At 67.9% G+C, this 21,215-nt stretch carries 21 protein-coding genes; 9 read left to right on the forward strand and 12 right to left on the reverse strand.

All coding sequences use genetic code 11. From position 1 onward, the window contains the following. From OHZ10_RS16485 to OHZ10_RS16515, 7 genes are all read right to left on the reverse strand, one after another. Entirely contained in the window at positions 1–918 is a 918-nt protein-coding gene (locus tag OHZ10_RS16485; protein WP_059232964.1) for an ABC transporter permease subunit, read from the reverse strand. A gap of 4 nt (positions 919–922) precedes the next feature. After that, positions 923–1,933, reverse strand: a complete 1,011-nt coding sequence (locus tag OHZ10_RS16490) for an ABC transporter permease subunit (RefSeq protein WP_059232963.1) — start codon at positions 1,931–1,933, stop codon at positions 923–925. A gap of 110 nt (positions 1,934–2,043) precedes the next feature. Beyond that, positions 2,044–3,672: an ABC transporter substrate-binding protein gene (locus OHZ10_RS16495; RefSeq protein WP_059232962.1), complete on the reverse strand. Its 1,629-nt coding sequence runs from the start codon at positions 3,670–3,672 to the stop codon at positions 2,044–2,046. Positions 3,673–3,994: 322 nt separating this feature from the next. Beyond that, positions 3,995–5,302, reverse strand: a complete 1,308-nt coding sequence (locus OHZ10_RS16500; protein WP_059232961.1) for an MFS transporter — start codon at positions 5,300–5,302, stop codon at positions 3,995–3,997. A 191-nt stretch (positions 5,303–5,493) separates the two neighbouring features. Next, positions 5,494–5,805 carry a high-potential iron-sulfur protein gene (locus OHZ10_RS16505; protein WP_021163765.1) on the reverse strand — a complete coding sequence of 104 codons (312 nt, stop codon included), beginning with the start codon at positions 5,803–5,805 and terminating at the stop codon, positions 5,494–5,496. Positions 5,806–5,942: 137 nt separating this feature from the next. Beyond that, positions 5,943–7,052, reverse strand: a complete 1,110-nt coding sequence (locus OHZ10_RS16510) for an NAD(P)/FAD-dependent oxidoreductase (protein ID WP_059232960.1) — start codon at positions 7,050–7,052, stop codon at positions 5,943–5,945. Positions 7,053–7,219: 167 nt separating this feature from the next. Continuing rightward, complete coding sequence (locus tag OHZ10_RS16515; RefSeq protein ID WP_174994163.1) at positions 7,220–8,200, reverse strand: AAA family ATPase; 981 nt, start codon at positions 8,198–8,200, stop codon at positions 7,220–7,222. Positions 8,201–8,429: 229 nt separating this feature from the next. Here OHZ10_RS16515 and OHZ10_RS16520 point away from each other — a divergent pair, with 229 nt between their 5' ends. The 9 genes from OHZ10_RS16520 to OHZ10_RS16560 all read left to right on the forward strand — a co-directional run bounded on the left by OHZ10_RS16520 (position 8,430) and on the right by OHZ10_RS16560 (position 17,195). Further along, the gene (locus OHZ10_RS16520) at positions 8,430–9,149 is read left to right on the forward strand and encodes a nitroreductase (protein ID WP_059232958.1); all 720 of its coding nucleotides are present in this window, start codon (positions 8,430–8,432) and stop codon (positions 9,147–9,149) included. Between the two features lie 146 nt (positions 9,150–9,295). Further along, a complete protein-coding gene (locus OHZ10_RS16525) occupies positions 9,296–9,784 on the forward strand; it encodes a hypothetical protein (protein WP_256085344.1) in 489 nt (162 codons plus the stop codon). Between the two features lie 5 nt (positions 9,785–9,789). Continuing rightward, on the forward strand, positions 9,790–10,605 hold the full coding sequence (locus OHZ10_RS16530; protein ID WP_174994161.1) for an endonuclease/exonuclease/phosphatase family protein: 816 nt from the start codon (positions 9,790–9,792) through the stop codon (positions 10,603–10,605). Positions 10,606–10,710: 105 nt separating this feature from the next. Continuing rightward, positions 10,711–11,358 (forward strand): LysE family translocator, encoded by a 648-nt coding sequence (locus tag OHZ10_RS16535; RefSeq protein ID WP_059232956.1) that lies wholly within the window; start codon positions 10,711–10,713, stop codon positions 11,356–11,358. Positions 11,359–11,585: 227 nt separating this feature from the next. Then, positions 11,586–12,356, forward strand: a complete 771-nt coding sequence (locus OHZ10_RS16540) for a ferredoxin--NADP reductase (RefSeq protein WP_059232955.1) — start codon at positions 11,586–11,588, stop codon at positions 12,354–12,356. 416 nt (positions 12,357–12,772) lie between these two features. Then, entirely contained in the window at positions 12,773–13,588 is an 816-nt protein-coding gene (rqpS, locus tag OHZ10_RS16545; protein ID WP_059232954.1) for a quorum system sensor histidine kinase RqpS, read from the forward strand. Between the two features lie 7 nt (positions 13,589–13,595). Continuing rightward, positions 13,596–14,252 carry a response regulator transcription factor RqpR gene (gene rqpR / locus OHZ10_RS16550; protein WP_059232953.1) on the forward strand — a complete coding sequence of 219 codons (657 nt, stop codon included), beginning with the start codon at positions 13,596–13,598 and terminating at the stop codon, positions 14,250–14,252. Between the two features lie 245 nt (positions 14,253–14,497). Next, positions 14,498–15,904: an amino acid permease gene (locus OHZ10_RS16555; protein WP_059232952.1), complete on the forward strand. Its 1,407-nt coding sequence runs from the start codon at positions 14,498–14,500 to the stop codon at positions 15,902–15,904. A 265-nt stretch (positions 15,905–16,169) separates the two neighbouring features. Continuing rightward, positions 16,170–17,195, forward strand: coding sequence for an XdhC family protein (locus OHZ10_RS16560; RefSeq protein WP_059232951.1), 1,026 nt, complete (start codon positions 16,170–16,172; stop codon positions 17,193–17,195). A 64-nt stretch (positions 17,196–17,259) separates the two neighbouring features. Here the strand turns inward: OHZ10_RS16560 and OHZ10_RS16565 are convergent, their stop codons facing one another. From OHZ10_RS16565 to fliS, 5 genes are all read right to left on the reverse strand, one after another. Then, the gene (locus OHZ10_RS16565; RefSeq protein ID WP_059232950.1) at positions 17,260–17,994 is read right to left on the reverse strand and encodes a PepSY-associated TM helix domain-containing protein; all 735 of its coding nucleotides are present in this window, start codon (positions 17,992–17,994) and stop codon (positions 17,260–17,262) included. A gap of 269 nt (positions 17,995–18,263) precedes the next feature. Further along, positions 18,264–18,587 carry an EscU/YscU/HrcU family type III secretion system export apparatus switch protein gene (locus OHZ10_RS16570; RefSeq protein ID WP_059232949.1) on the reverse strand — a complete coding sequence of 108 codons (324 nt, stop codon included), beginning with the start codon at positions 18,585–18,587 and terminating at the stop codon, positions 18,264–18,266. Further along, positions 18,584–19,942: a flagellar hook-length control protein FliK gene (locus tag OHZ10_RS16575; protein ID WP_342703099.1), complete on the reverse strand. Its 1,359-nt coding sequence runs from the start codon at positions 19,940–19,942 to the stop codon at positions 18,584–18,586. Before OHZ10_RS16575 ends, OHZ10_RS16570 begins: the two co-directional genes overlap by 4 nt. Positions 19,943–20,350: 408 nt before the next feature. Beyond that, positions 20,351–20,683: a flagellar protein FliT gene (locus OHZ10_RS16580; RefSeq protein ID WP_048252007.1), complete on the reverse strand. Its 333-nt coding sequence runs from the start codon at positions 20,681–20,683 to the stop codon at positions 20,351–20,353. Next, on the reverse strand, positions 20,680–21,114 hold the full coding sequence (gene fliS, locus OHZ10_RS16585) for a flagellar export chaperone FliS (protein ID WP_342703103.1): 435 nt from the start codon (positions 21,112–21,114) through the stop codon (positions 20,680–20,682). The genes OHZ10_RS16580 and fliS overlap by 4 nt, the downstream gene beginning before the upstream one ends. Between the last annotated feature and the right edge of the window lie 101 nt (positions 21,115–21,215).

Consider the following 21,215-nt stretch of genomic DNA (forward strand, 5'->3'; position numbering starts at 1 on the left):
TCATGCCATCCGTTTCAGTTTGGGATCGAGCGCGTCACGCAGCCCGTCGCCGAGCAGGTTGATCGCGAGCACCGAAATCAGGATCGACAGGCCCGGCATCGTCACGATCCACCACGCGTTGTCGATGTAGTCGCGCGCGGAAGCCAGCATCGCGCCCCACTCGGCGGTCGGCGGTTGCACGCCGAGGCCGAGGAAGCCGAGCGCGGCCGCGTCGAGGATCGCCGACGAGAAGCCGAGCGTTGCCTGCACGATCAGCGGCGCCGTGCAGTTGGGCAGCACCTGCGAGAACATCAGGCGCAGCGTGCCGGCACCGGCCACGCGCGACGCCGTCACGTATTCCTTCTGCAGCTCGCCGAGCGCCGACGCGCGCGTCAAGCGCACATAGGCAGGCAGCGCGACGATCGCGATCGCGAACATCGTGTTGGTGAGGCCCGGGCCGATGATCGCGACGACCGCGACCGCGAGCAGCAGCGACGGCAGCGCGAGCAGCACGTCCATGATGCGCATCACGGGCGTGTCGGCCCACTTCTGGAAGAACGCGGCGACGAGCCCGAGCACGATGCCGGGGATCAGCGCGAGCACGACCGACACGAAGCCGATCCAGAACGACATCCGCGCGCCGAACATCAGCCGCGAAAGAATGTCGCGGCCCGCTTCGTCGGTGCCGAGGATGAACTTCCAGTTGCCGCCGTCGAGCCAGGCGGGCGGGATCTTCACGAAGTCGCGGTATTGCTCGACCGGGCTGTGCGGCGCGAGCAGCGGCGCGAGCAGCGCGACGAAGATCAGCGCGAGCACGACGATGCCGGCGCCGACGGCGCCGCGGTTGCGCGAGAAGTTGGCCCAGAACTCGCGCAGCGCGAGCGCACGGCCGCCGGCCGGCGCGGATTCGGTCGGCAGGGTGTTTTGCAGATTGCTCATGGGATTACCTCGTGTGGCGGATGCGCGGATTCAGCACGCCGTACAGCAGGTCGACGACCAGGTTCACGACGATCACGAGCGTCGCGATCAACAGGATGCCGCCCTGGACGACCGGATAGTCGCGGCGGCCGATCGCATCGATCAGCCACTTGCCGACACCGGGCCACGAAAAGAGCGTCTCGGTCAGCACGGCGCCCGCGAGCAGCGTGCCGATCTGCAGGCCGATCACGGTGACGACCGGGATCAGCGCGTTGCGCAGCGCATGCACGACGACCACGCGCACGGGCGACAGCCCCTTCGCGCGTGCGGTGCGGATGTAGTCCTCGCGCAGCACTTCGAGCATCGACGAGCGCGTCATCCGCGCGATCACCGCGAGCGGGATCGTGCCGAGCACGATCGCGGGCAGGATCAGGTGGCTGACCGCCGACTTGAACGAGCCTTCGTCCGGCGCGAGCAGCGCGTCGATCAGCATGAAGCCCGTCGGGTGCGGGAAGTCGTATTCGACGGCGATGCGCCCCGACACGGGCGTCCAGCCGAGGTACGACGAAAACACCATGATGAGGATCAGCCCCCACCAGAAGATCGGCATCGAGTAGCCGGTGAGCGCGGTGCCCATCACGCCGTGGTCGACGACCGAGCCGCGCCGCAGCGCGGCGATCACGCCGGCCGGCAGCCCGACCGCGAGCGCGAACACGAGCGCGCACAGCGACAGCTCGACGGTCGCAGGGAAGCGCGCGAAGAATTCGCCCGCGACGCTCGTGTTGGTGATGATCGACGTGCCGAGATCGCCGTGCAGCGCACGGCCGATGTAGTGGAGGTACTGCATGGGCAGCGGCTGGTCGAGCCCGAGGCGTTTCATCGCCTCTGCATGCATCGCGGGATCGACGCCGCGCTCGCCCATCATCACTTCGATGGGGTCGCCCGGTATCAGGTGAATCAGCGCAAACGCCAGGATGGTGATGCCGATGAAGGTCGGGATCACCATGCCCACGCGGCGCAACACGAATCTGAACATGATGCGTCTCGTATTTTCTTGTGGGAAATGTGCGACCGGCGACGGGAAGCTTTTGGCCTCCCGCCGCCGGATGAGTTAGCCGGTCTTCGCGACAGCTTACGACAGGCGTGTTACTTCACGCTAACACCGTCGAAGCGGGCATAGCCGAGCGGTTCGATACGCATGTCGACCACGTTCTTGCGCGTCGGCTGGTAGACCGTCGAGTTCGCGACCGGCGAGAACGGCAGCTGTTGCGCGAAGATCTGCTGGGCCTGCATGTAGAGCTTCGTCCGCGCGTCCTGGCCCGTCGTCGTGCGGCCCTTCTGGACCAGCTCGTCGAACGGCTTGTAGCACCAGTGCGAGAAGTTGTTGCCCTTGATCGCTTCGCAGCCGAGCAGCGTGCCGAGCCAGTTGTCCGGATCGCCGTTGTCGCCGGTCCAGCCGATCAGCATCGTGTCCTGCTCGCCCGAGTGCGCGCGCTTGATGTACTCGCCCCACTCGTACGTGACGATCTTCGCCTTCACGCCGATCTTCGCCCAGTCGGCCTGGATCATCTCGGCCATCAGGCGGGCGTTCGGGTTGTACGCGCGCTGCACGGGCATCGCCCACAGCGTGATCTCGAAGCCGTTCGCATAGCCGGCCTTCGCGAGCAGCGCCTTCGCCTTCGCGGTGTCGTAGGCGGCCATCTTCAGGTTCTTGTCGTACGACCATTGGGTCGGCGGCATCGGCGCGGTCGCAGCCTGGCCGGCGCCCTGGTAGACGGACTCGAGGATCGCCTTCTTGTTGATCGCCATGTCGAGCGCCTGACGCACTTCGAGCTTGTCGACCGGCTTGTGCTCGACGTTGTACGCGAGGTAGCCGAGGTTGAAGCCGGCCTGCGACGGCATGTCGACGCCCGAGTCGGCCTTCAGCGTCGCGATGTCGGCCGGACGCGGATAGCTCATCACCTGGCATTCGTTGCGCTTGATCTTCTGCACGCGCACGCCCGGATCCGGCGTGATCGAGAAGATCAGCTTCGACAGCTTCACTTCGCCCTTCTTCCAGTAATCAGGATTGCCGTCGAAACGGATCGTCGCGTCCTTCGTGTAGCTGCGGAAGATGAACGGGCCCGTGCCGACCGGCTTCTGGTTGATGTCGGCGGCCTTGCCGGCCTTCATCAGCTGGTCGCCGTATTCGGCCGACAGGATCGACGCGAATTCCATCGCCATGTTCTGGATGAACGGCGCGTTCGGCTCGGCCAGCGTGAACTTCACGGTGTACGGATCGACCTTCTCGACCTTCGTGATCAGCTTGTCGAGGCCCATGTCGGTGAAGTACGGGAACGACACCGGGTATGCCTTGCGGAACGCCTGGTTCGGGTCGAGCATGCGCTGGAACGTGAACAGCACGTCGTCCGCGTTGAATTCACGCGTCGGCTTGAAGAAGTCGGTCGTGTGGAACTTCACGCCGTGGCGCAGGTGGAACGTGTACACCTTGCCGTCGGGCGACACGTCCCACTTCTCGGCGAGGCCCGGCTCGACCTTCGTGCCGCCGCGCTCGAATTCGACGAGACGGTTGTAGACGGTGAATGTGGCGGCGGTGAAATCGACGCCAGTCGTAAATTGCGCGGAATCAAAACCCGCCGGGCTGCCTTCTGAGCAGTAGACGAGCGTTTTGTTCGGGATCTGTGCGAATGCAGAGCCCGCGACGCCGAGCGATGCCGCTGCCACGCCTGCAATGGCGGTAACACGCAGGGTGTGCAACAGACGGTTGTATTCCATGTTTCCTCCAGGTCTCCAGATCGGAACCGATCCCCGCCAGGGGCCGGCGTACGCGGATATTACTTGAGCTAACGATGTGGCAACAAGCTGGAGAAAAAACTCTTCTAGATGTCCCGCGCGGGTTTTTGCCGATGTTTAGTGTGGGTAAAAAATGCGACAACGCGCGCGAGCGACAATTTCGTTCATCTCGCGCAAGTTTCGTTCGACGACTAAACAATTCGGGCGCGAACGCAACGGTTCGACGCACCGTTTTCCCGTGTTCTGCAGCACATCATTGCGTTTTGCGAAACGATCCGACGATCGTCTTCAAATCGTCATGTCGTCACGCCGGCGCATCGAGGTCGGCACTGCGCGCGGGCACGAACGCGACCGCGACGATCGACAGCGCGATCCCCGCCATCACGTAGTAGGTCGGCGCGAGCGGCGTGCCCGTGACCTTGATCAGCCACGTGACGATGAACTGCCCGAAGCCGCCGAACAGCATCACCGCGACGTTGTACGCGATCGACAGCCCGGTCGAGCGCACGTTGGCCGGGAACAGCTCGGCGATCATCGCGCCGAACGGCCCGTAGTAGCCCGCGAGCGTCACCGACAGCACGGCCTGCACCGCGATCAGCCGTCCGATGCTCGGCGCCGCGTCGAGCCACGCGAACAGCGGATACATCAGCGCGAGCGTCAGCACCAGCGACCACAGCGACAGCCCCTTGCGGCCGATGCGGTCCGACCATGCGCCCGCGACCGGCGACAGCACCATCAGCAGCAGGTTGCCGACGATCACCGCGTAGAACGATTCCGCGTACGGCAGCTTCAGCTGTTTCACCGCGAAGGTCGGCAGATAGCTGATCAGCACGTAGATCGTCACCGTCAGCGCGATCACCGAGCCAAGCCCGCACAGCACCTCGCGCGGGTGGCGCGTGAACACTTCGCCGAGCGTCGCACGGCGCGCGCTTTGCTGCGCATGCAGGAACGCCTCGGAATCGGCGAGATGGCGGCGGATGTAGAAGCCGATCGGGCCGATCACGAGCCCGAGGATGAACGGCACGCGCCAGCCCCAGCTGCGCAGCGCGTCGTGCGACAGCCCGCGCGTGATGGCCGCGCCGACGAGCGCGCCGATCAGCAGCGCGGCCGCCTGGCTCGCCATCTGCCAGCTGCCGTAGAAGCCGCGTTTCGAGAACGGCGCGGCTTCGATCAGCAGCGCCGTCGCGCTGCCGAATTCGCCGCCCGCGGAAAAGCCCTGCAGCAGCCGGCCGAGCACGATCAGGATCGGGCCGCCGATGCCGATCGCCGCATAGGGCGGCGCGATCGCGAGCAGGAAGATGCCGGCCGTCATCAGCAGGATCACGAGCGACAGCGCGGCCTTGCGGCCCGCGCGGTCCGCATACAGCCCGAACACGATGCCGCCGATCGGGCGCATGAAGAACGCGACGCCGAACGTCGCGGTGGTCAGGAGCAGCGACGAGTATTCGCTGGTGGTCGGGAAGAACAGCTCGGCGATCACGACCGTCATGAAGCCGAACACCGTGAAGTCGTACCACTCGAGCGCGTTGCCGATCACGGCGGCCGCCACCGCGCGCCGGTTCAGCGCACGCTCGGGCCGGACCGTTTTCGTTGAATTCGCAATCGTCGCCATGCGTGCCTCGTCCTCGTGAATTCACCGTGTCGGGCGGCGCGGCGCGCGGGTGGGCCGCGGCGCGCAGGTTTGCAGCGAGTGTAGAAAGCGACGGAACCGTTTTCAAGCAATAAAAAACGCCCGCCATCTTTCGACGGCGGGCGTTTTGGGGTTTTCGCCACAATGCGGCATCGCACGATGCCGCACGGGACTCAACCCATCTTCGAGAAGGCGCTGCACCAGCCCTTCGCCGACACCTGCTTGCCGGGGAAGGCGCCGCACGGGCCCGAAGCCGAGCCCTTCTTGCCCTGGTACAGCATGCAGGCCGCACAATCCTGGCCCGCTGCATACTTCGGGTACTTCGTCTTGTCGACCTTCGTGGCATCGGCCTTGTAGCCAAGCGCCACGGCGGTCGGATCCGTTTCCGACAGCATCGGCGCATCGGCCAGCGCTTCGCGCGACAGCGCCAGCGCGGACACGGCACCAATGCTCGTAATCAGGAAACTCCGACGGGATGTTTTCATGGGGGACTCGCTCCAACGTTATCGGTTTGAAAGCTGTTCTGGCGACAGCCGTTCGACAGAATAACGCTCAAGCGAATAAATGTGCGCGCCGAAATTCCAGAGATAAGGAATTTCACACGGCCGTCACGCGCGCCGCGTCAGCGGTATGCGGTCATCTCGCCCACGCGCTGCGCGAGCGCGAGCGACGCGGTGAGCCCCGGCGACTCGATGCCGAACAGGTTCACGAGCCCGCGCACGCCATGCTGCGCGGCGCCCTGCACGATGAAATCGGCCGGCGGCTCGCCGGGCCCCGCGAGCTTCGGCCGGATGCCCGCGTACGCCGGCTGCAGCGCATCGTCGGGCAGGCCCGGCCAGAACGCGCGGATCGACGCGTAGAACGCGCCCGCGCGCGCCGGATCGACTTCGTAGCGCAGCGAGTCGCACCACTCGACGTCCGGGCCGAAGCGCGCCTGCCCGCCGAGATCGAGCGTCAGGTGCACGCCGAGCCCCGCGCGATCGGGCATCGGGTAGATCAGGTGCGAGAACGGCGCACGGCCCGACAGGCTGAAGTAATTGCCGCGCGCGAGATAGAGCGGCGGCACCCAGCGCGGATCGAGGCCGCGCGTGCGGCGCGCGAGCGCCTGCGCACCGAGGCCCGCGCTGTTGATCACGCACGCGGCGTCGATCTCGGCCGGCGCGTCGCCGCCCGTACGCACGATGAAGCGCCCGCCGCGCAGCACGTCGATCGATTCGACCGGGGATTTCAGCGCGCATACGGCGCCGTCGCGTTCCGCGTCGCCGAGCAGCGCGAGCATCAGCTGGTGGCTGTCGACGATGCCCGTGGACGGCGAGAACAGCGCCTCCACGCATTCGAGCTGGGGCTCGAGCGTCTGCGCTTCGGCGCGCGTGAGCGGCATCAGGTCGAGCACGCCGTTTTCGGCCGCGCGCGCGGCGATCGCCTTCAACTGCTTCACCTGCGCGGCGCTCGTCGCGACGAGCAGCTTGCCTGCGCGCCGGTGCGGCACGTGATGGGTCTCGCAGAATTCGTACAGCAGGTCGCGCCCGTGCACGCACGAGGTCGCCTTCAGCGACCCGCGCGGATAGTAGAGCCCCGCGTGGATGACTTCGCTGTTGCGCGAACTCGTGCCCGTGCCGATCGCATCGGTCGCCTCGAGCACGATCGTTTCACGCCCGCGCGCGGCCAGTTCGCGCGCAATCGCCAGACCGACGACGCCTGCGCCGATCACGACACAATCCATCTGCTCCATGACTGTTCGCGCTGCTCGCGCGTCGAAGGGAGAGAAAGGAATTGTACGTCCCGGTTCACCCGTTTGCCGAACGCATGCGCATCGCGTCGCGACGACGCGGCCGGCGGCGCCACGCACGCCACGCTCAACCACGCGCGCACGCCGCAGCCGTGCGCGCGCGGGCCGCGTCAGAAGCCGATCGGCCGCCGCTTCGCGGCCCCCTCGTCGGCGCGAATGTCCTGCGGGCCGATCGCATCGCGGCCGTCGAGCCGCGCGGCGCCGAACGCGTGCAGCAGCGCACGGCGCATCGTGCGCGGCGGCGTCGCGGCCAGCACGTCGAGCGCATCGTCGCCGAGCGTATCGGGGAAGCGCCGCCCCCACGCATGCGACGTGCGGATCTCGTCGTAGATCGTCTGCGCGATCCGGCGCGCGCCGGCCGCATCGGGCGGCGCGATCTCGTACACGTTCATCCGGTTGAGCAGCGGCTCCGGAATCGCCTGCGCGTCATTCGCGGTCGCGATCCAGATCACGTTGCCCGCATCGATCGGCACTTCCGCGAATTCGTCGACGAACGCGCGCGCGGTGTCGTGCTCGAGCAACGCATACAGCGCACCGAGCGGATCGTATTGCGCATCGCTGCCGGCCTTGTCGATCTCGTCGACCGCGATCACCGGGTTCGCGTAGCTGCCGTTCACGAGCGCCTCGAACACCTTGCCGGGCTTCGCGTTCTTCCATTGCGACGACGCGCCCGACAGGATCCAGCCGGCCGTCAGCGAACTCATCGGCACGTAGTGATACGCGGTGCCGAGCAGTTGCGCGAGCGCCTTCGCGAAATGCGTCTTGCCGATCCCGGGCGGCCCGAGCAGCAGGATCGGCATCAGCTCGAGCCGGTCGTCCGTCTCGAGGCACAGCGCGACCTGCTTGCGCACGTCGTCGAGCGGCTCGCCGAAATTCGGCAACGCTTCGCCGAGTTCATCGAACGACGGCATCCGGTTCGGCTTCACGCAGAAGCGCAGATTCCCCGTCTTGAGCATCCGCTCGTAGGTCGCGCGCAGTGCGTCGCTCGCGCTCTCGTTCAGGTCGCTCAGCGCGGTCTCGACCTGCTCGAGGTCGTACACCGTGCTGAAGGACGCCACCGCCAGTTCCTGTTTCACCATCGCCGTCGTCATACCAACCTCGCTGCACTTGCCGTCACACATCCATCAGACCCTTACGATTTCAGTGTAGCGGTCCCGCATCCCCGTGCAAGCAAGCAGCCGTGCGAGTCTGCTGCTAACACTCCGCGCGCGCTGCACGGCTGCGCGCCGCAGCGTATGATCGTTGGTTCCTCCACCCGCCGCGCCGGCCCTGACGACGGCGCCCGCGCGGCGCACGGCACGCCGCCCCGAAGGTACGCAGATGTCCGTCCCCACTGCTTCTCCGCGCGTCGATGCCGACGCGATCGGCGCCGTCGACGCGGCGCTCACGTCGCGCCGCGCAGTCCGCGCATTCCTGCCGACGCCCGTGCCGCGCGACACGCTCGAGGCGATCCTCGAAGCCGCGAGCCGCGCACCGTCGGGCACCAACATCCAGCCGTGGCGCGTGTACGTCGCGACGGGCGCGACGCGCGATGCGCTCGCCGCCGCGCTCACCGCGGCCCACGACGACCCTGCGCGCGACGAGAAATACGTCGCCGAATACGACTACTACCCGCGCGAATGGGTGTCGCCGTATATCGACCGGCGCCGCAAGGTCGGCTGGGACCTGTACGGGCTGTTGAACATCGGCCGCGACGAGAAGGCGCGCATGCACGCGCAGCACGCGCGCAACTTCCGTTTCTTCGACGCGCCGGTCGCGCTGTTCTTCACGCTCGACCGCATCATGACGCACGGGGCCTGGCTCGATTGCGGGATGTTCCTGCAAGGCGTGATGACGGCCGCGCGCGCCCGCGGGCTCGACACCTGCCCGCAGGCCGCGTTCGTGCCGTTTCACCGGATCGTCGCCGACCACCTCGGCATTCCGCCCCACGAACAATTCGTCTGCGGCATGTCGCTCGGCCATGCCGACCCGGACGCGATCGAGAACCGCCTCGTCACCGAGCGCGCGCCGGTGGCCGAGTTCGCGCGCTTTTTCGCTTGAAAACGCACGGCGCGGCCCTACCTTTCGAACAGGAACGCATCGTGCGGCGAACCTGTCGTGCCGCGTCCTGTCACATCGCGATCGAAATCGATCGGGCGTAAGATGTGCGTCCGTTCCCCGCTATCCCGCGTTTCCGGAGACGTTTCATGCTGAAACACGGCCTGGCCGTCCTGCTTGCGAGCGTCGCGCTCGCCGCTCATGCGCAGAGCCCCGCGCCGGCCGTCGTCGCGTGGGAAATCCAGGTGGTGCGCGACGGTCAGACGATCGACACGTTCCAGCAAAACACCACCGTGGGTCAGACCCGCACCGATACCCATCGCTATCCGTCCGCCGTGCCGGTCGGCTGCGGCAATGCCGCGCGCGTCGTGCCGACCGAGCGCTCGCGCTCGGTGACGGTCGCGCCGCTCACCGTCGATGCGAACGCGAACACCGTGTCGCTCGCGCTCGACGTGCAGGAAACGCTCGACGACGAAAACGCGACGCGCAGCGATCCGTGCGTGCCCGCGTCGCCGCGGCAGATCGTCGCGAGCCACCCCGGCCTGTCGGTCGGGGGCGACGCCTGGACCGACTGGACGCTCGTCGAGCAGCATCCGCATCTCGTGTACCGCGTGCGTGCGCACGTCGCGAAGGACTGAGCGTCATGTCCGCCGACGCCCTGTCCCTGCCGTTCGCCGAACCGCACGCCGCGCCCGACGAAATCACCGCCGTCAGCTGGAACCTGCACAAGGGCCGCTCGCCGCTCGGCTTCACCGCGTGGAACGCGATGCGCAACTGGATGCAGTCGACGCACGCCGACGTGTATTTCCTGCAGGAAGCGATGGCGCGCCGCATGCCGCGCCCCGTGCTCGCACCCGGCTTCGGTGCGCAGATGGACGACGCGGTCGACGACGTGTGGCATTGCCAGGCCACCGAGATCGCGCATGCGCTCGACTGGCAGATCGCGCTCGGGCCGAACGTCTTCAAGCCGTCGTGGCGGCACGGCAACGCGATCCTGTCGCCGCATCCGCTCGACCTCGGCGGCCGCTGGGACATCTCCGCACACCGCTTCGAGCGGCGCGGGCTGCTCGTCGCGCGTGCAACGCTCGCGGGCGCGCGCCCGGTCACGCTGCTGTGCGCGCACCTCGCGCTCACGCGCGCCGCGCGGCTGCGCCAGATGCACTGGATCGCGCACTGGATCGTGCGCAACGCGGGCGACGGCCCGCTGATGCTCGCCGGCGACTTCAACGACTGGCGCAACGATTCGGTCGCGCTGTTCGGCGAGATCGGGATGTCCGAAGTCGCGACGCTGCTCGGCGAATCGGGCCGCACGTTCCCCGCGTTCTCGCCGGCGCTCGCGCTCGACAAGATGTTCGTGCGCGGCCTGACACCGCTCGAATGGCGCGCGCCGACCGGCGAAGCCGCGTGGCTGTCGGACCACCTGCCCTACATCGCGCGGCTGCGCCTCGATCCGCAGTAACGCCCCGGGAATCCGGTCGCGCGCCACGGGAGCACGGTTGCGCGGCGCGCGCTACAGTAACGGCTTGCCCATTCCGCCAGCGCCCCGTCGCCGGGCCGCGCCACCATGACCTACCTGCCGATCCTGCTGCAAATCGCCGTCGTCTACCTCGTCGCGGCAATCACGCCTGGCCCGAATTTCTTCATGATTTCGCAACTGTCGCTCGCCGGCCGGCGCAGCCTGGGCGCCGCATCGGCGCTCGGTGTCGGTACCGCGTCGGTCGCGTGGGCGACGCTCGCGATGCTCGGCCTCGCGGCCGTGCTGCACCAGGTCGAATGGCTGTACGAGGCGATCCGGATCGGCGGCGCCGTGTATCTCGTGTATTTCGGCTTCAAGCTGCTGCGCTCGGGCGTGCGCCGCGACGCGGCGCCGGCCGACGCGCCGGACACCACCGCGCCGCTGGCCGCGCCGCACGCGCGCGACTACCTGCGCGCCTATCGCAGCGGCCTCTTCACGTGCCTGACGAACCCGAAATCGTGCGCGTTCTGGACCAGCGTGTTCGCGGCGATGCTGCCCGCGCACGTGCCGCTGTGGTTCAACGGCGCGGTGCTGGTGACGATCGGCGTGCTGTCGGCCGGCTGGTATTCGTGTGTCGCGTATCTGTTCGCGAGCCCGCGCGCGCAGCGCGGCTACCGTCGCGTGCGACGCCCGCTCGACGCGCTGTGCGGCGTCGCGCTCGTCGGTCTCGGCGCGAAACTCGCGGCCGATCGCTGAAAGCTCGTCGAAAGAATTTGTTGCGCCAAATCCGCGCAGCCGCGGGGGTCAAGCCCGCGATCCGCGTCAACAGGGTAAAATAACGAGTTCCTCAAACGTCTGTCATCGAGAAGGCGCGTGTCCGACGCGCCGGCCGGCCGATCCGTGATCGGGCCGTCGCACTCGGTTTTTTTGCCCGTTTTTGGGCCCGATACACGCGTTCGCTACGCGCGTCCGTTTTCAAAGCCATGAGCAAATACGACACCGCCACCGTCCAATCCGTCCATCACTGGACCGACACGCTGTTCAGCTTCACCTGCACCCGTGAGGCGAGCCTGCGCTTCAACAACGGCGAATTCACGATGGTCGGCCTCGAGGTCGACGGCAAGCCGCTCGCGCGCGCCTACTCGATCGTCAGCCCGAACTACGAAGAGCATCTCGAATTCTTCAGCATCAAGGTCCAGAACGGCCCGCTGACGTCGCGCCTGCAGCACCTGAAGGTCGGCGACACCGTGCTGATCGGCAAGAAGCCGACGGGCACGCTGGTCGCCGACAACCTGCTGCCGGGCAAGACGCTGTGGATGCTGTCGACGGGCACGGGCCTCGCGCCGTTCATGTCGATCATCCGCGATCCGGAGATCTACGACCGCTTCGACAAGGTGATCCTGACGCACACGTGCCGCCTGAAGGGCGAGCTCGCGTACATGGACTTCATCAAGCACGACCTGCCGGGCCACGAGTACCTGGGCGACATCATCAAGGAAAAGCTCGTCTACTACCCGACGGTCACGCGCGAAGCGTTCGACAACGAAGGCCGGATCACCGACCTGATCGCGACGGGCAAGCTGTTCACGGATCTCGACGTCCCGCCGTTCTCGCCGGAAAACGACCGCGTGATGCTGTGCGGCAGCACCGCGATGCTGAAGGACACGACCGACCTGCTGAAGCAGGCCGGCCTCGTCGAAGGCAAGAACAGCGCACCGGGCCACTACGTGATCGAGCGCGCCTTCGTGGACTGATCCGCCCCCGAAATTTGTGCCGCATCAAGAACCGGAGCAAAAGCTCCGGTTTTTTTTCATCCCTACTTGGCGAATTCGTAACAAACTGGGACCATCCCATCTCAAATAGTTACATTTGGATACGGCATCGTCCGGTGTTCGGGTGTCAGTGTTTTTCCTACAACAGGTTCATTCCGATTATTCACATTTACCCTTAAATGTCCGCCCGACATGACCTTTTCGGAAATTTTGAGATATTATTCGCCGCGCGTGGTTGCCGTTTGAATGAGAGTGGAAGGGTCGGATGCAAGTGTTACAAGACGTAACTTTTGTTACCTCGGCATGGAGCGATTCTCTGGCGGCAACCGTCGTCAAAACGGCAGCCGATCCACGCAGCCAGCCGGTGTCTGAACCGCTTTCTGACAGCAGGGAGAGTCATGGATACGTCGCTTAACGCGCCCTCGAGCGCCCACGCCCCGTTCCCGCCGCGGCAGCTCGTGCACAGCGGCGCCGTTACTCCGCCCATCGCCGGCGCAGCGTCGAAACGCGACGCCTCCGCCGCGCGGATCGCGGCACTTTCCGCCCAACTGCTCGCCGCCGACGAAGCGGCCCGCCGCCACCTGGCCGGCGAGCTGCACGACGGACTCGGCGCCGAATTGACCGCTGCGCGTTTCGCGCTCGCAAACGTTCAAACGTGGCTGCCGGCCGATGCGCCGGACGGCTGCCTGCGCGCGCTGGAGCTGGCGCAGCAGGCGCTCGACGCCGCCACCGACGCGAATCGCCGGCTCATCGACGAACGCGACACGCCGGCGCTCGACGCAGGCGTGATCGGCGCGCTGTCGTCGTGGATCGACACCCATGCGGCCCGCACGGGCCTGCGCACGAGCTTCGTGTGCGCAGCCGACGCGCGCCTGACGCAGATCGCCGGCGCCAGCGCGCTCGCGGTGTTCCGTGTCGCGCAGGAAGCGCTGTCGAACGTCGCGAAGCACGCACGCGCAACGTCGGTCGACGTACGGATCGTCACCGACGGCACGCATCTGTCACTGATTGTCGCCGACGATGGGACCGGTTTCTCCCGGAACCGCCGCAGCGGCTATGGCCTCGCGGGCATGCGCGCCCGCTGCGAGGCGTTCGGCGGCAGCTTCGACACGGCCACGCCGGATGCCGGCCACGGCACGCGCGTCACCGCGCGCTTCGCGTGGGATTCGCTGCTCGCGGTGCCCGTCGCGGCCCGCCGCGCGTCGCTTTCGTGAGGTCGCCATGAGCCTGAACATCCTGCTCGTGGACGATCACGCGATCGTCCGGCAAGGGATCCGCCAGTTGCTGATCGACCGCGGCGTCGCACGCGACGTGACCGAGGCCGAAACCGGCGGCGACGCAATGGCCGCCGTCGACAAGCAGGAATTCGACGTGATCCTGCTCGACATCTCGCTGCCCGACACGAACGGCATCGAGGTGCTCAAGCGCCTCAAGCGCAAGCTGTCGCGCACGCCGGTGCTGATGTTCTCGATGTACCGCGAGGACCAGTACGCGGTGCGCGCGCTGAAGGCCGGCGCGGCCGGCTACCTGTCGAAGACGGTCAACGCCGCGCAGATGATCGGCGCGATCCAGCAGGTCGCGGCCGGCCGCAAGTACGTGAGCCCCGCGATGGCCGAGGCGCTCGCCGAATACGTGTCGTTCGAGAACGAGCCGCTGCCGCACGAGAAGCTGTCCGACCGCGAATACCAGACGCTCTGCATGCTCGCGTCGGGCAAGCGGCTCACCGACATCGCGAACACGCTGTCGCTGTCCGTGAAGACGGTGAGCGTGTACCGGTCGCGGCTGCTCGAGAAGATGCGGCTGTCGAACAACGCGGAACTCACGTTCTACGTGATGAGCAACCGGCTCGTCGACATGGCGCCCACCGCCGGCGCCTGATCCGCCCGATCCGCCTGTTCCGCCGGATTCACCTGCTCCATCGGATTCGTCCGATTCCATGACGCGGCACACGCCGCGTCGCCTTCAACCGCCGCCCGTTTTTTGCGCGCAAGCGCTTGTTTTATCGGACGATTCCGCGGCGCGCCGCTGCGCCGCAGCGGGTCTTGTTCGTCAAATCGGCTAAAATTACGGGTTTTCACTCAGTCAGCGCCCCCGCGCCTGCGCGCGCTGGCGATTCATCCGCAATGTCTCTCTTCCGCAAGAAAAACGTCGATCGCATGATCGCCGGCGCGCACGCCGCCGGGCTCAAGAAAGCGCTCGGCGCGATCGACCTCACCTTCCTCGGCATCGGCGCGATCATCGGCACCGGCATCTTCGTGCTGACCGGCACCGGCGCCGTGCAAGCCGGCCCCGCCCTGATGCTGTCGTTCGTGATCGCCGCGATCGCATGCGGCCTCGCGGCGCTGTCGTACGCGGAATTCGCGTCGACGATCCCCGTTGCCGGCTCGATCTACACGTATTCGTACGCAACGCTCGGCGAGCTCGTCGCGTGGATCATCGGCTGGGACCTGATGCTCGAGTACGGCCTCGCGTCGTCGGCCGTGTCGGTCGGCTGGTCGGGCTACCTGCAGTCGCTGCTGCAGGGCTTCGGGCTGTCGTTGCCGACCGTGCTGACGGCCGCGCCCGGCGCGGTGCCGGGCGTCGTCACGTGGTTCAACCTGCCCGCGTTCCTCGTGATGATCGTGATCACGACGCTGCTGTCGATCGGCATCCGCGAATCGACCCGCATCAACAACATCATGGTGTTCATCAAGGTGTCGGTCGTGCTGCTCGTGATCGCGGTCGGCCTGTTCCACGTGACGCCCGCGAACTGGAAGCCGTTCATGCCGCACGGCTGGAACGGCGTGTTCGGCGCGGCGGCCGTGATGTTCTTCGCGTTCATCGGCTTCGACGCGGTGTCGTCGGCGGCCGAGGAAGTGAAGAACCCGAAACGCGATTTGCCGATCGGCATCATCGCGTCGCTCGCGGTGTGCGCGGTGCTGTACGTGACGGTCGCCGCAGTCGCGACCGGCATCGTGCCGGCAGCCCAGTACGCGAACATCTCGCACCCGATCTCGTACGCGCTGCAGGTGGCCGGCGAGAAGTGGGTCGCCGGCTTCATCGATCTCGGCGCCGTGCTCGGCATGCTGACCGTGATCCTCGTGATGAGCTACGGCCAGACCCGCGTGATCTTCGCGATGTCGCGCGACGGGCTGCTGCCGTCGATGCTGTCGCGCGTGCACCCGCGCTACGCGACGCCGTTCCTGACGACCTGGCTCGTCGGCCTGTTCTTCGGGCTGATCGCCGCGCTCGTGCCGCTCAACGTGCTCGCCGAGCTGATCAACATCGGCACGCTCGCGGCGTTCTCGATGGTGTCGATCGCGGTACTCGTGCTGCGCCGCACGCACCCCGATCTGCCGCGCGCGTTCCGCTGCCCGGGCGTGCCCGTGGTGCCGATCCTCGCGGTCGCGGCGTGCCTGTTCCTGATGCTGAACCTGCAGCCCGTCACGTGGGCCGCATTCGGCATCTGGCTCGTGATCGGTCTCGTGATCTACTTCCTGTACTCGCGTCACCACTCGAAGCTCGCGCACGGTCACCACGACGCGCACTGAGCGCCGTCGCGGCGCGCGCAGGCCGCGCGTCGCGACGCCCACCGCACGGGGCCGCCACCGGCCCCGTGCGGCCCCCCTCCCCCGAACCGGCCGCTGCGCCGCTCCCGCGAGCGATCGCTATCCGATCGTCGCGATGTCTTGCCCGATCCTCCGGATTTGCCCGCACGCGCCACCGCACTGCCTGCACGCAAGCGCCGCGCGGTTCATAATCCCGCCATCGAACGACGGTCCCGGGCAGCGGGCCGTCCGGCAACAGGAAAAGATGATGGAAAGCGTCGATCTCGATGTACTGAAATCCAGCGCGCGCTGGCTCGAAGAAGGACGCCGCGTCCTGCTCGTGACGGTCGTGAAGACGTGGGGCTCGTCGCCGCGCCCCGAAGGCGCGATGCTCGCGGTGCGCGAGGACGGCCTGGTGGTCGGCTCCGTGTCCGGCGGCTGCATCGAGGACGACCTGATCGCCCGCGTGCACGCGAGCGGCATCGCGGCCGACGCGCGCCCGGAAGCGCTCAAGTACGGCGTGACGGCCGAGGAAGCGCACCGCTTCGGGCTGCCTTGCGGCGGCACGATCCAGCTCGTGCTCGAGCCGCTCACGCGCGACAGCGGGATTGCCGGGCTGTGCGCGGAAGTCGAGGCCGGCCGCCTCGTCACGCGCACGATGACGCTCGCGACCGGCCGTGCGTCGCTGTCGCCCGCGCAGGCGACCGACGGGCTCGCCTTCGACGGCGAACGGCTCGTGTCGATCCACGGGCCGCGCTACCGGATGCTCGTGATCGGCGCCGGCCAGCTGTCGCGCTATCTGTGCCAGATCGCGGTCGGGCTCGACTACCAGGTGACGGTGTGCGATCCGCGCGAGGAATACACGGATGCGTGGGACGTGCCGGGCACGCGCGTCGTGCGCACGATGCCCGACGATACGGTGCTCGACATGAAGCTCGACGCGCGTTCGGCGGTGATCGCGCTGACGCACGATCCGAAGCTCGACGATCTCGCGCTGATGGAGGCGCTGAAGACGCCCGCGTTCTACGTGGGCGCGCTCGGCTCGCGGCGCAACAACGCGGCGCGGCGCGAGCGGCTGCGCGAATTCGACCTGAACGAAGCGGAACTGGGCCGGCTGCACGGGCCGGCCGGCATCTACATCGGCAGCCGGACGCCACCGGAAATCGCGATCTCGATCCTTGCCGAGATCACCGCCGCGAAGAACCACGTGTCGCTGCCGACGATCCTGCAGGTCGAAGGCGCGAAGGCCGCGCGCGAAATCGCGGCAAACAGCGGCGCGGCCTGCGGACTCTGAGCCACGGCGGCGCGCCGCCGATACGGTGCGCGCCGGTGACAGCCCGGCGCGATCGCCGATCCGGTCAGGTCAGGCCGGCAGCGAGCGCAGCGGCAACCGAACCGACCACCAGCACGACGCCAACCGTACGGCGCTTGTTCAGCTCGGTCCACAGCAGCACGCCCGTCAGCGACAGCAGGATCAGCGAGCCTGCGATCGTGTCCATCAGCAGCACCCAGCCGAGGTTCATCCCGACACCGCGATGCAGGTTGTTCAGCGTCGTCAGGAACGTGTTGCCCGTGCGCTTCACCGACACGTAGCCGTTGCCGACCCAGTACTCGGCCTGCAGGTTCTGGTGCGGGCCGAATACGCCGAATTGCCAGTGCTCCGGCTGCATCACGCGTTGGTCGCCCCACGCGACGGCCTGCGCGGGCTCCTTGCGCATGCGCCCCGGCTTGCCGTCGAAGTGCAGCGCCTGCTGCAGCCACTTCGTCATCGCGGCGGGCGTCTTCGGCACCGGGCTCGGCAGCGCGATCTGCAGTTCCTCGACCTGCGGCTCGCCGGTCGAAATCTTCAGCGGCGGCGCGCGGTGGTTCAGCAGCACGCCCGTCACGCCGAACAACAGCCCGAGCACCGCGCCCCACAGCCCGACCCAGCCGTGCACCTTGCGCAGCCACTTGATGAAGGTTGCGCGGCGCGAGCGCTGGCGGCGCGCAGCCAGCTCGCCGTCGCTCAGCGGGCGGCCCGCCGGGTGCAGCACGGTGACGCCGGCGAGCGGCATGCCCGCCTTGGGCGGGTCGATCGTTTCGGGCGCGTTCACGCGAAAGTATCCATTCGTTCAAAACAACGGGCGGCGCGCAAGGCATGCGCGCCGCCCGATCAACATGAAAATGAGAATGGATATCATTACATAAATCTATTGCCGGCTCAATCCTGGCGGGTACGCGGCGCCAGGTTCGATGAGCAAAAAATCGCGGGAGAAGCGCCTGCGTTGCGGCACGATGCCGAACGATAGCCGGCAGATGCCAGCGAAATCATCCCGAAAGATCGAGACAGCATTTCGCAAGCAGCCGCGCGGCAGCAGGCCGTTCAGCGCAACGGCGGCAGCGGGAAACGCGGCGCGGCGTCGCCCGGCTCGGGCTCGGGCTCGGTGCGATCGAGCGCGTACAACCACGCGAGCAGGTCCGCGACGGCCTGGTAGAGCTGCGGCGGAATCCGGTCGTCGAGATCGACCTGCATCAGCAGCGACACCATCTCCGGTGCCGTATGCACGTACAGCCCGGCGTCGTGCGCACGCGCGACGATCATCTCCGCGAGCACGCCGTACCCCTTCGCGACCACGCGCGGCGCCGCATCGCCGCCTTTCGGGTCGTAGACGAGCGCGGCCGCGCGCTTGCGGGACGTCATGCTCATGGCAGCACCTCGTCATCGACGCCCGGCACTCGCGCATCCGGTCCGCCGGCCGCGCCGCGCGCATACGCGGCGGCCGCCGCCTGCGCGGCAAACAGGTCGAAGCCGTCCGGCCCGTCGTCGACCGCGCGGATCGACAGCCCGCCCACCTTGAGCCCCGACCCTTCGAGCCGCTGCCGCAGCGCGGCCTCGTTTCGCGTGAGGCGGTCCGCGCCCGCGTGGTTCGCACGCAGCCGCGCGACGAGCTGCGCGCCGTTCAGCACCAGCTCGGCATCGACCGTGCCGAGCGACGGCAGTGTCAACGTGAGGCGCGTGCGCCACGCGATGCCGTCGCCGGCGTCGTCACCGCCGCCGCGCGGCCCCCGATTGCCCGGCTCGTCCGGCTCGATCGTCCAGTCGAGCCGCGCGCCGGGCCATGCCTCGCCGGCCCAGCGAAACTGGTCGGTCGCGAGCGCATCGAGCTGCTGCCGGACGAGCGGCACCGCGGCCGGATGCACGGTCGCGAGCGTCTGCGCCTGCGGATCGGACGACGCCGCCGCGAGTCCGGCACGCGCGGGCGTCCAGCGCGTATCGGCGTGCGTCCCCAGCGGATCGGCGCCGTCGGGCGGCATCGACGCGCCCTGCCGCGCGGCCGCCGGCATTGCCTGCGCGGGATCGCGTGCCGGCGCGCCGGCCTGGGCCGGCGTGCCCGGTTGCGCGGTGGTCCGCGCGGACGCCGGCAGCGGCGGGCGTTGTGCGAGCAGTTCGTCGAGCACGTCGGTCGAATCGTGCGACGCGGCATCCGGGTCGGCCGGCGCGAGTGCGGCCGCCAGACGCGCCTGCGGTTCGCGCATCAGCGCGGCGAGCGGACGCTGGCCGGCCAGCCACTGCGCGAGATGGGATTCATAGAAGAGGCCGCTTTCGCTCACGGCCTGCGCAAGCGCCGCACGCAACGCCATAACCGGCGGCGGCGCGGCCGCATCGCGCGCAGCCGCGGCAGACGACGCCTCGGCGGAAGCCGGTGTGGACGGCGCCGCCGGACCGGAGGCGGCCGGCATGCGCGCCGGCACGGCCGTATCGGTCAGCAGCACGGTCGGATCGGCCAGCAACGGCACACGACCGGCGAGCGCCGGCGTCGCGTCGCCGCCCGAGCGCGAGATCGCGTCGAGCACGCGCCCGACATCGGACAGTGCGGTCTGCGTGGAAGCGGGTGGCGCGGCGGGCGGACTGCCGGCCGGCGGCGCGGACGACGCGCCGGCGCCCGGCGTGCCGACCTGCGAGGTCGCGCCGCCGCCGGCGGGCGCCGACACGGTGCCGGTCAGCAGGCTGTCGAGGCGGCTCGCCAGCAGCGCAGCCGCAACGGAGTCGATACCGGTCATGATCGGAGCCTGCTCACCTTAGGGTCTGTTTGCAGATGGAACGCACATGCGTTGCCACGAGAACGGCCGTGCGCGACGCCGCGACTACCGGCGTATTCGCCAGGAGCGCAACGTGGCGAGCGGCCGTTCTCGTGGCAACCCCAAATCAGGAAATCATTCCACGGGAATGCCCGAAATCGCCCGCATGGCGGCGTCGTTCGTCCCTTGTTCGGCTCGGCCAAACGGCGCTCATCACTCCTTGCCCTGCGAGCGGTTTCGGGCATTCGCATGTGCGCTCCATCTGCAAACAGACCCGACCCATCGTTGCGAATCCGGGCGCGGCACGCCGGTGCCGCCCGCGGGAACAGTGCGCGCCGCGTGCGGCAACGGGCCCGGGCCGCGTCGCGCCCGTCTCCCCGGAAAACGGCCCTACCCGCGCGCGCGGTAGAGATCGGTCAATACCTTGGTCGAACGCCGTGCCTCGAACAGCGCGGACAGCCGCGCGACGTCCGGGCTCGCGAGATCGCGGATCGCGGCGTCGTCGGCCAGGATGCGGCGGATCAGGTCGAGCTTGCGGCCGAGATCCGATTCGTCGAGTGCGACGCCCGGATCGGCCTCCTTGAGCCCGTCGACGAGCTGCATGAATTCGGCCTGCAACCCCGGCAACGCGCTCCAGTCCGCGCCGCGCGCGGCGCACAGCATGCGGCCCGACACGGCGGCGAGCGCCTCGTAACGTGCGAAGTATTCGGCCTTGCGATTCATCGTGACGCTTCCACTGCCTGTTGCGCGGCCATCCGCGCGACTTCCGGGGCGATGCCCGTCCATGCTTCCTCGAGCGTGGCGAGCAGCCCGTCGACCTCGACCAGCATCGCGTCGTTCGCCTGCGCGTTCGCTTCCAGCAGACGCCGGCCGATATACGCATACAGCGCATCGAGCCGGTCCGCGATCTCGCCGCCCGCGTCGCGGTTCAGCGATGCCTGCAGCCCGCTCTCGACGATCCGGATCGCCTTGCCGATCGCTTCGCCGCGCCCGGACACGTTGTCCTGCTGCAAATGCATGCGGGCCAGCGCAATCGCCTGCCGCGCGCCCTGGTACAGCATCGCGATCAGCCGGTGCGGGGAGGCGCCCATCACCCCCGTCTCGACGCCGACACGCGCGTATGCATTGGCTCCAGCGTGTCCTGGGGAAAACATGCGCATCTCCTTGTTATGCCTTGGCTATACGGGAGCCGCCGCCGTGCATCGCACGACGCGGCCTTCACACCGGAGTTATCGGAAGGGAATTGAAAAGCTTT

The sequence above is a fragment of the Burkholderia arboris genome (assembly GCF_038723655.1).
GTDB lineage: Bacteria > Pseudomonadota > Gammaproteobacteria > Burkholderiales > Burkholderiaceae > Burkholderia > Burkholderia arboris.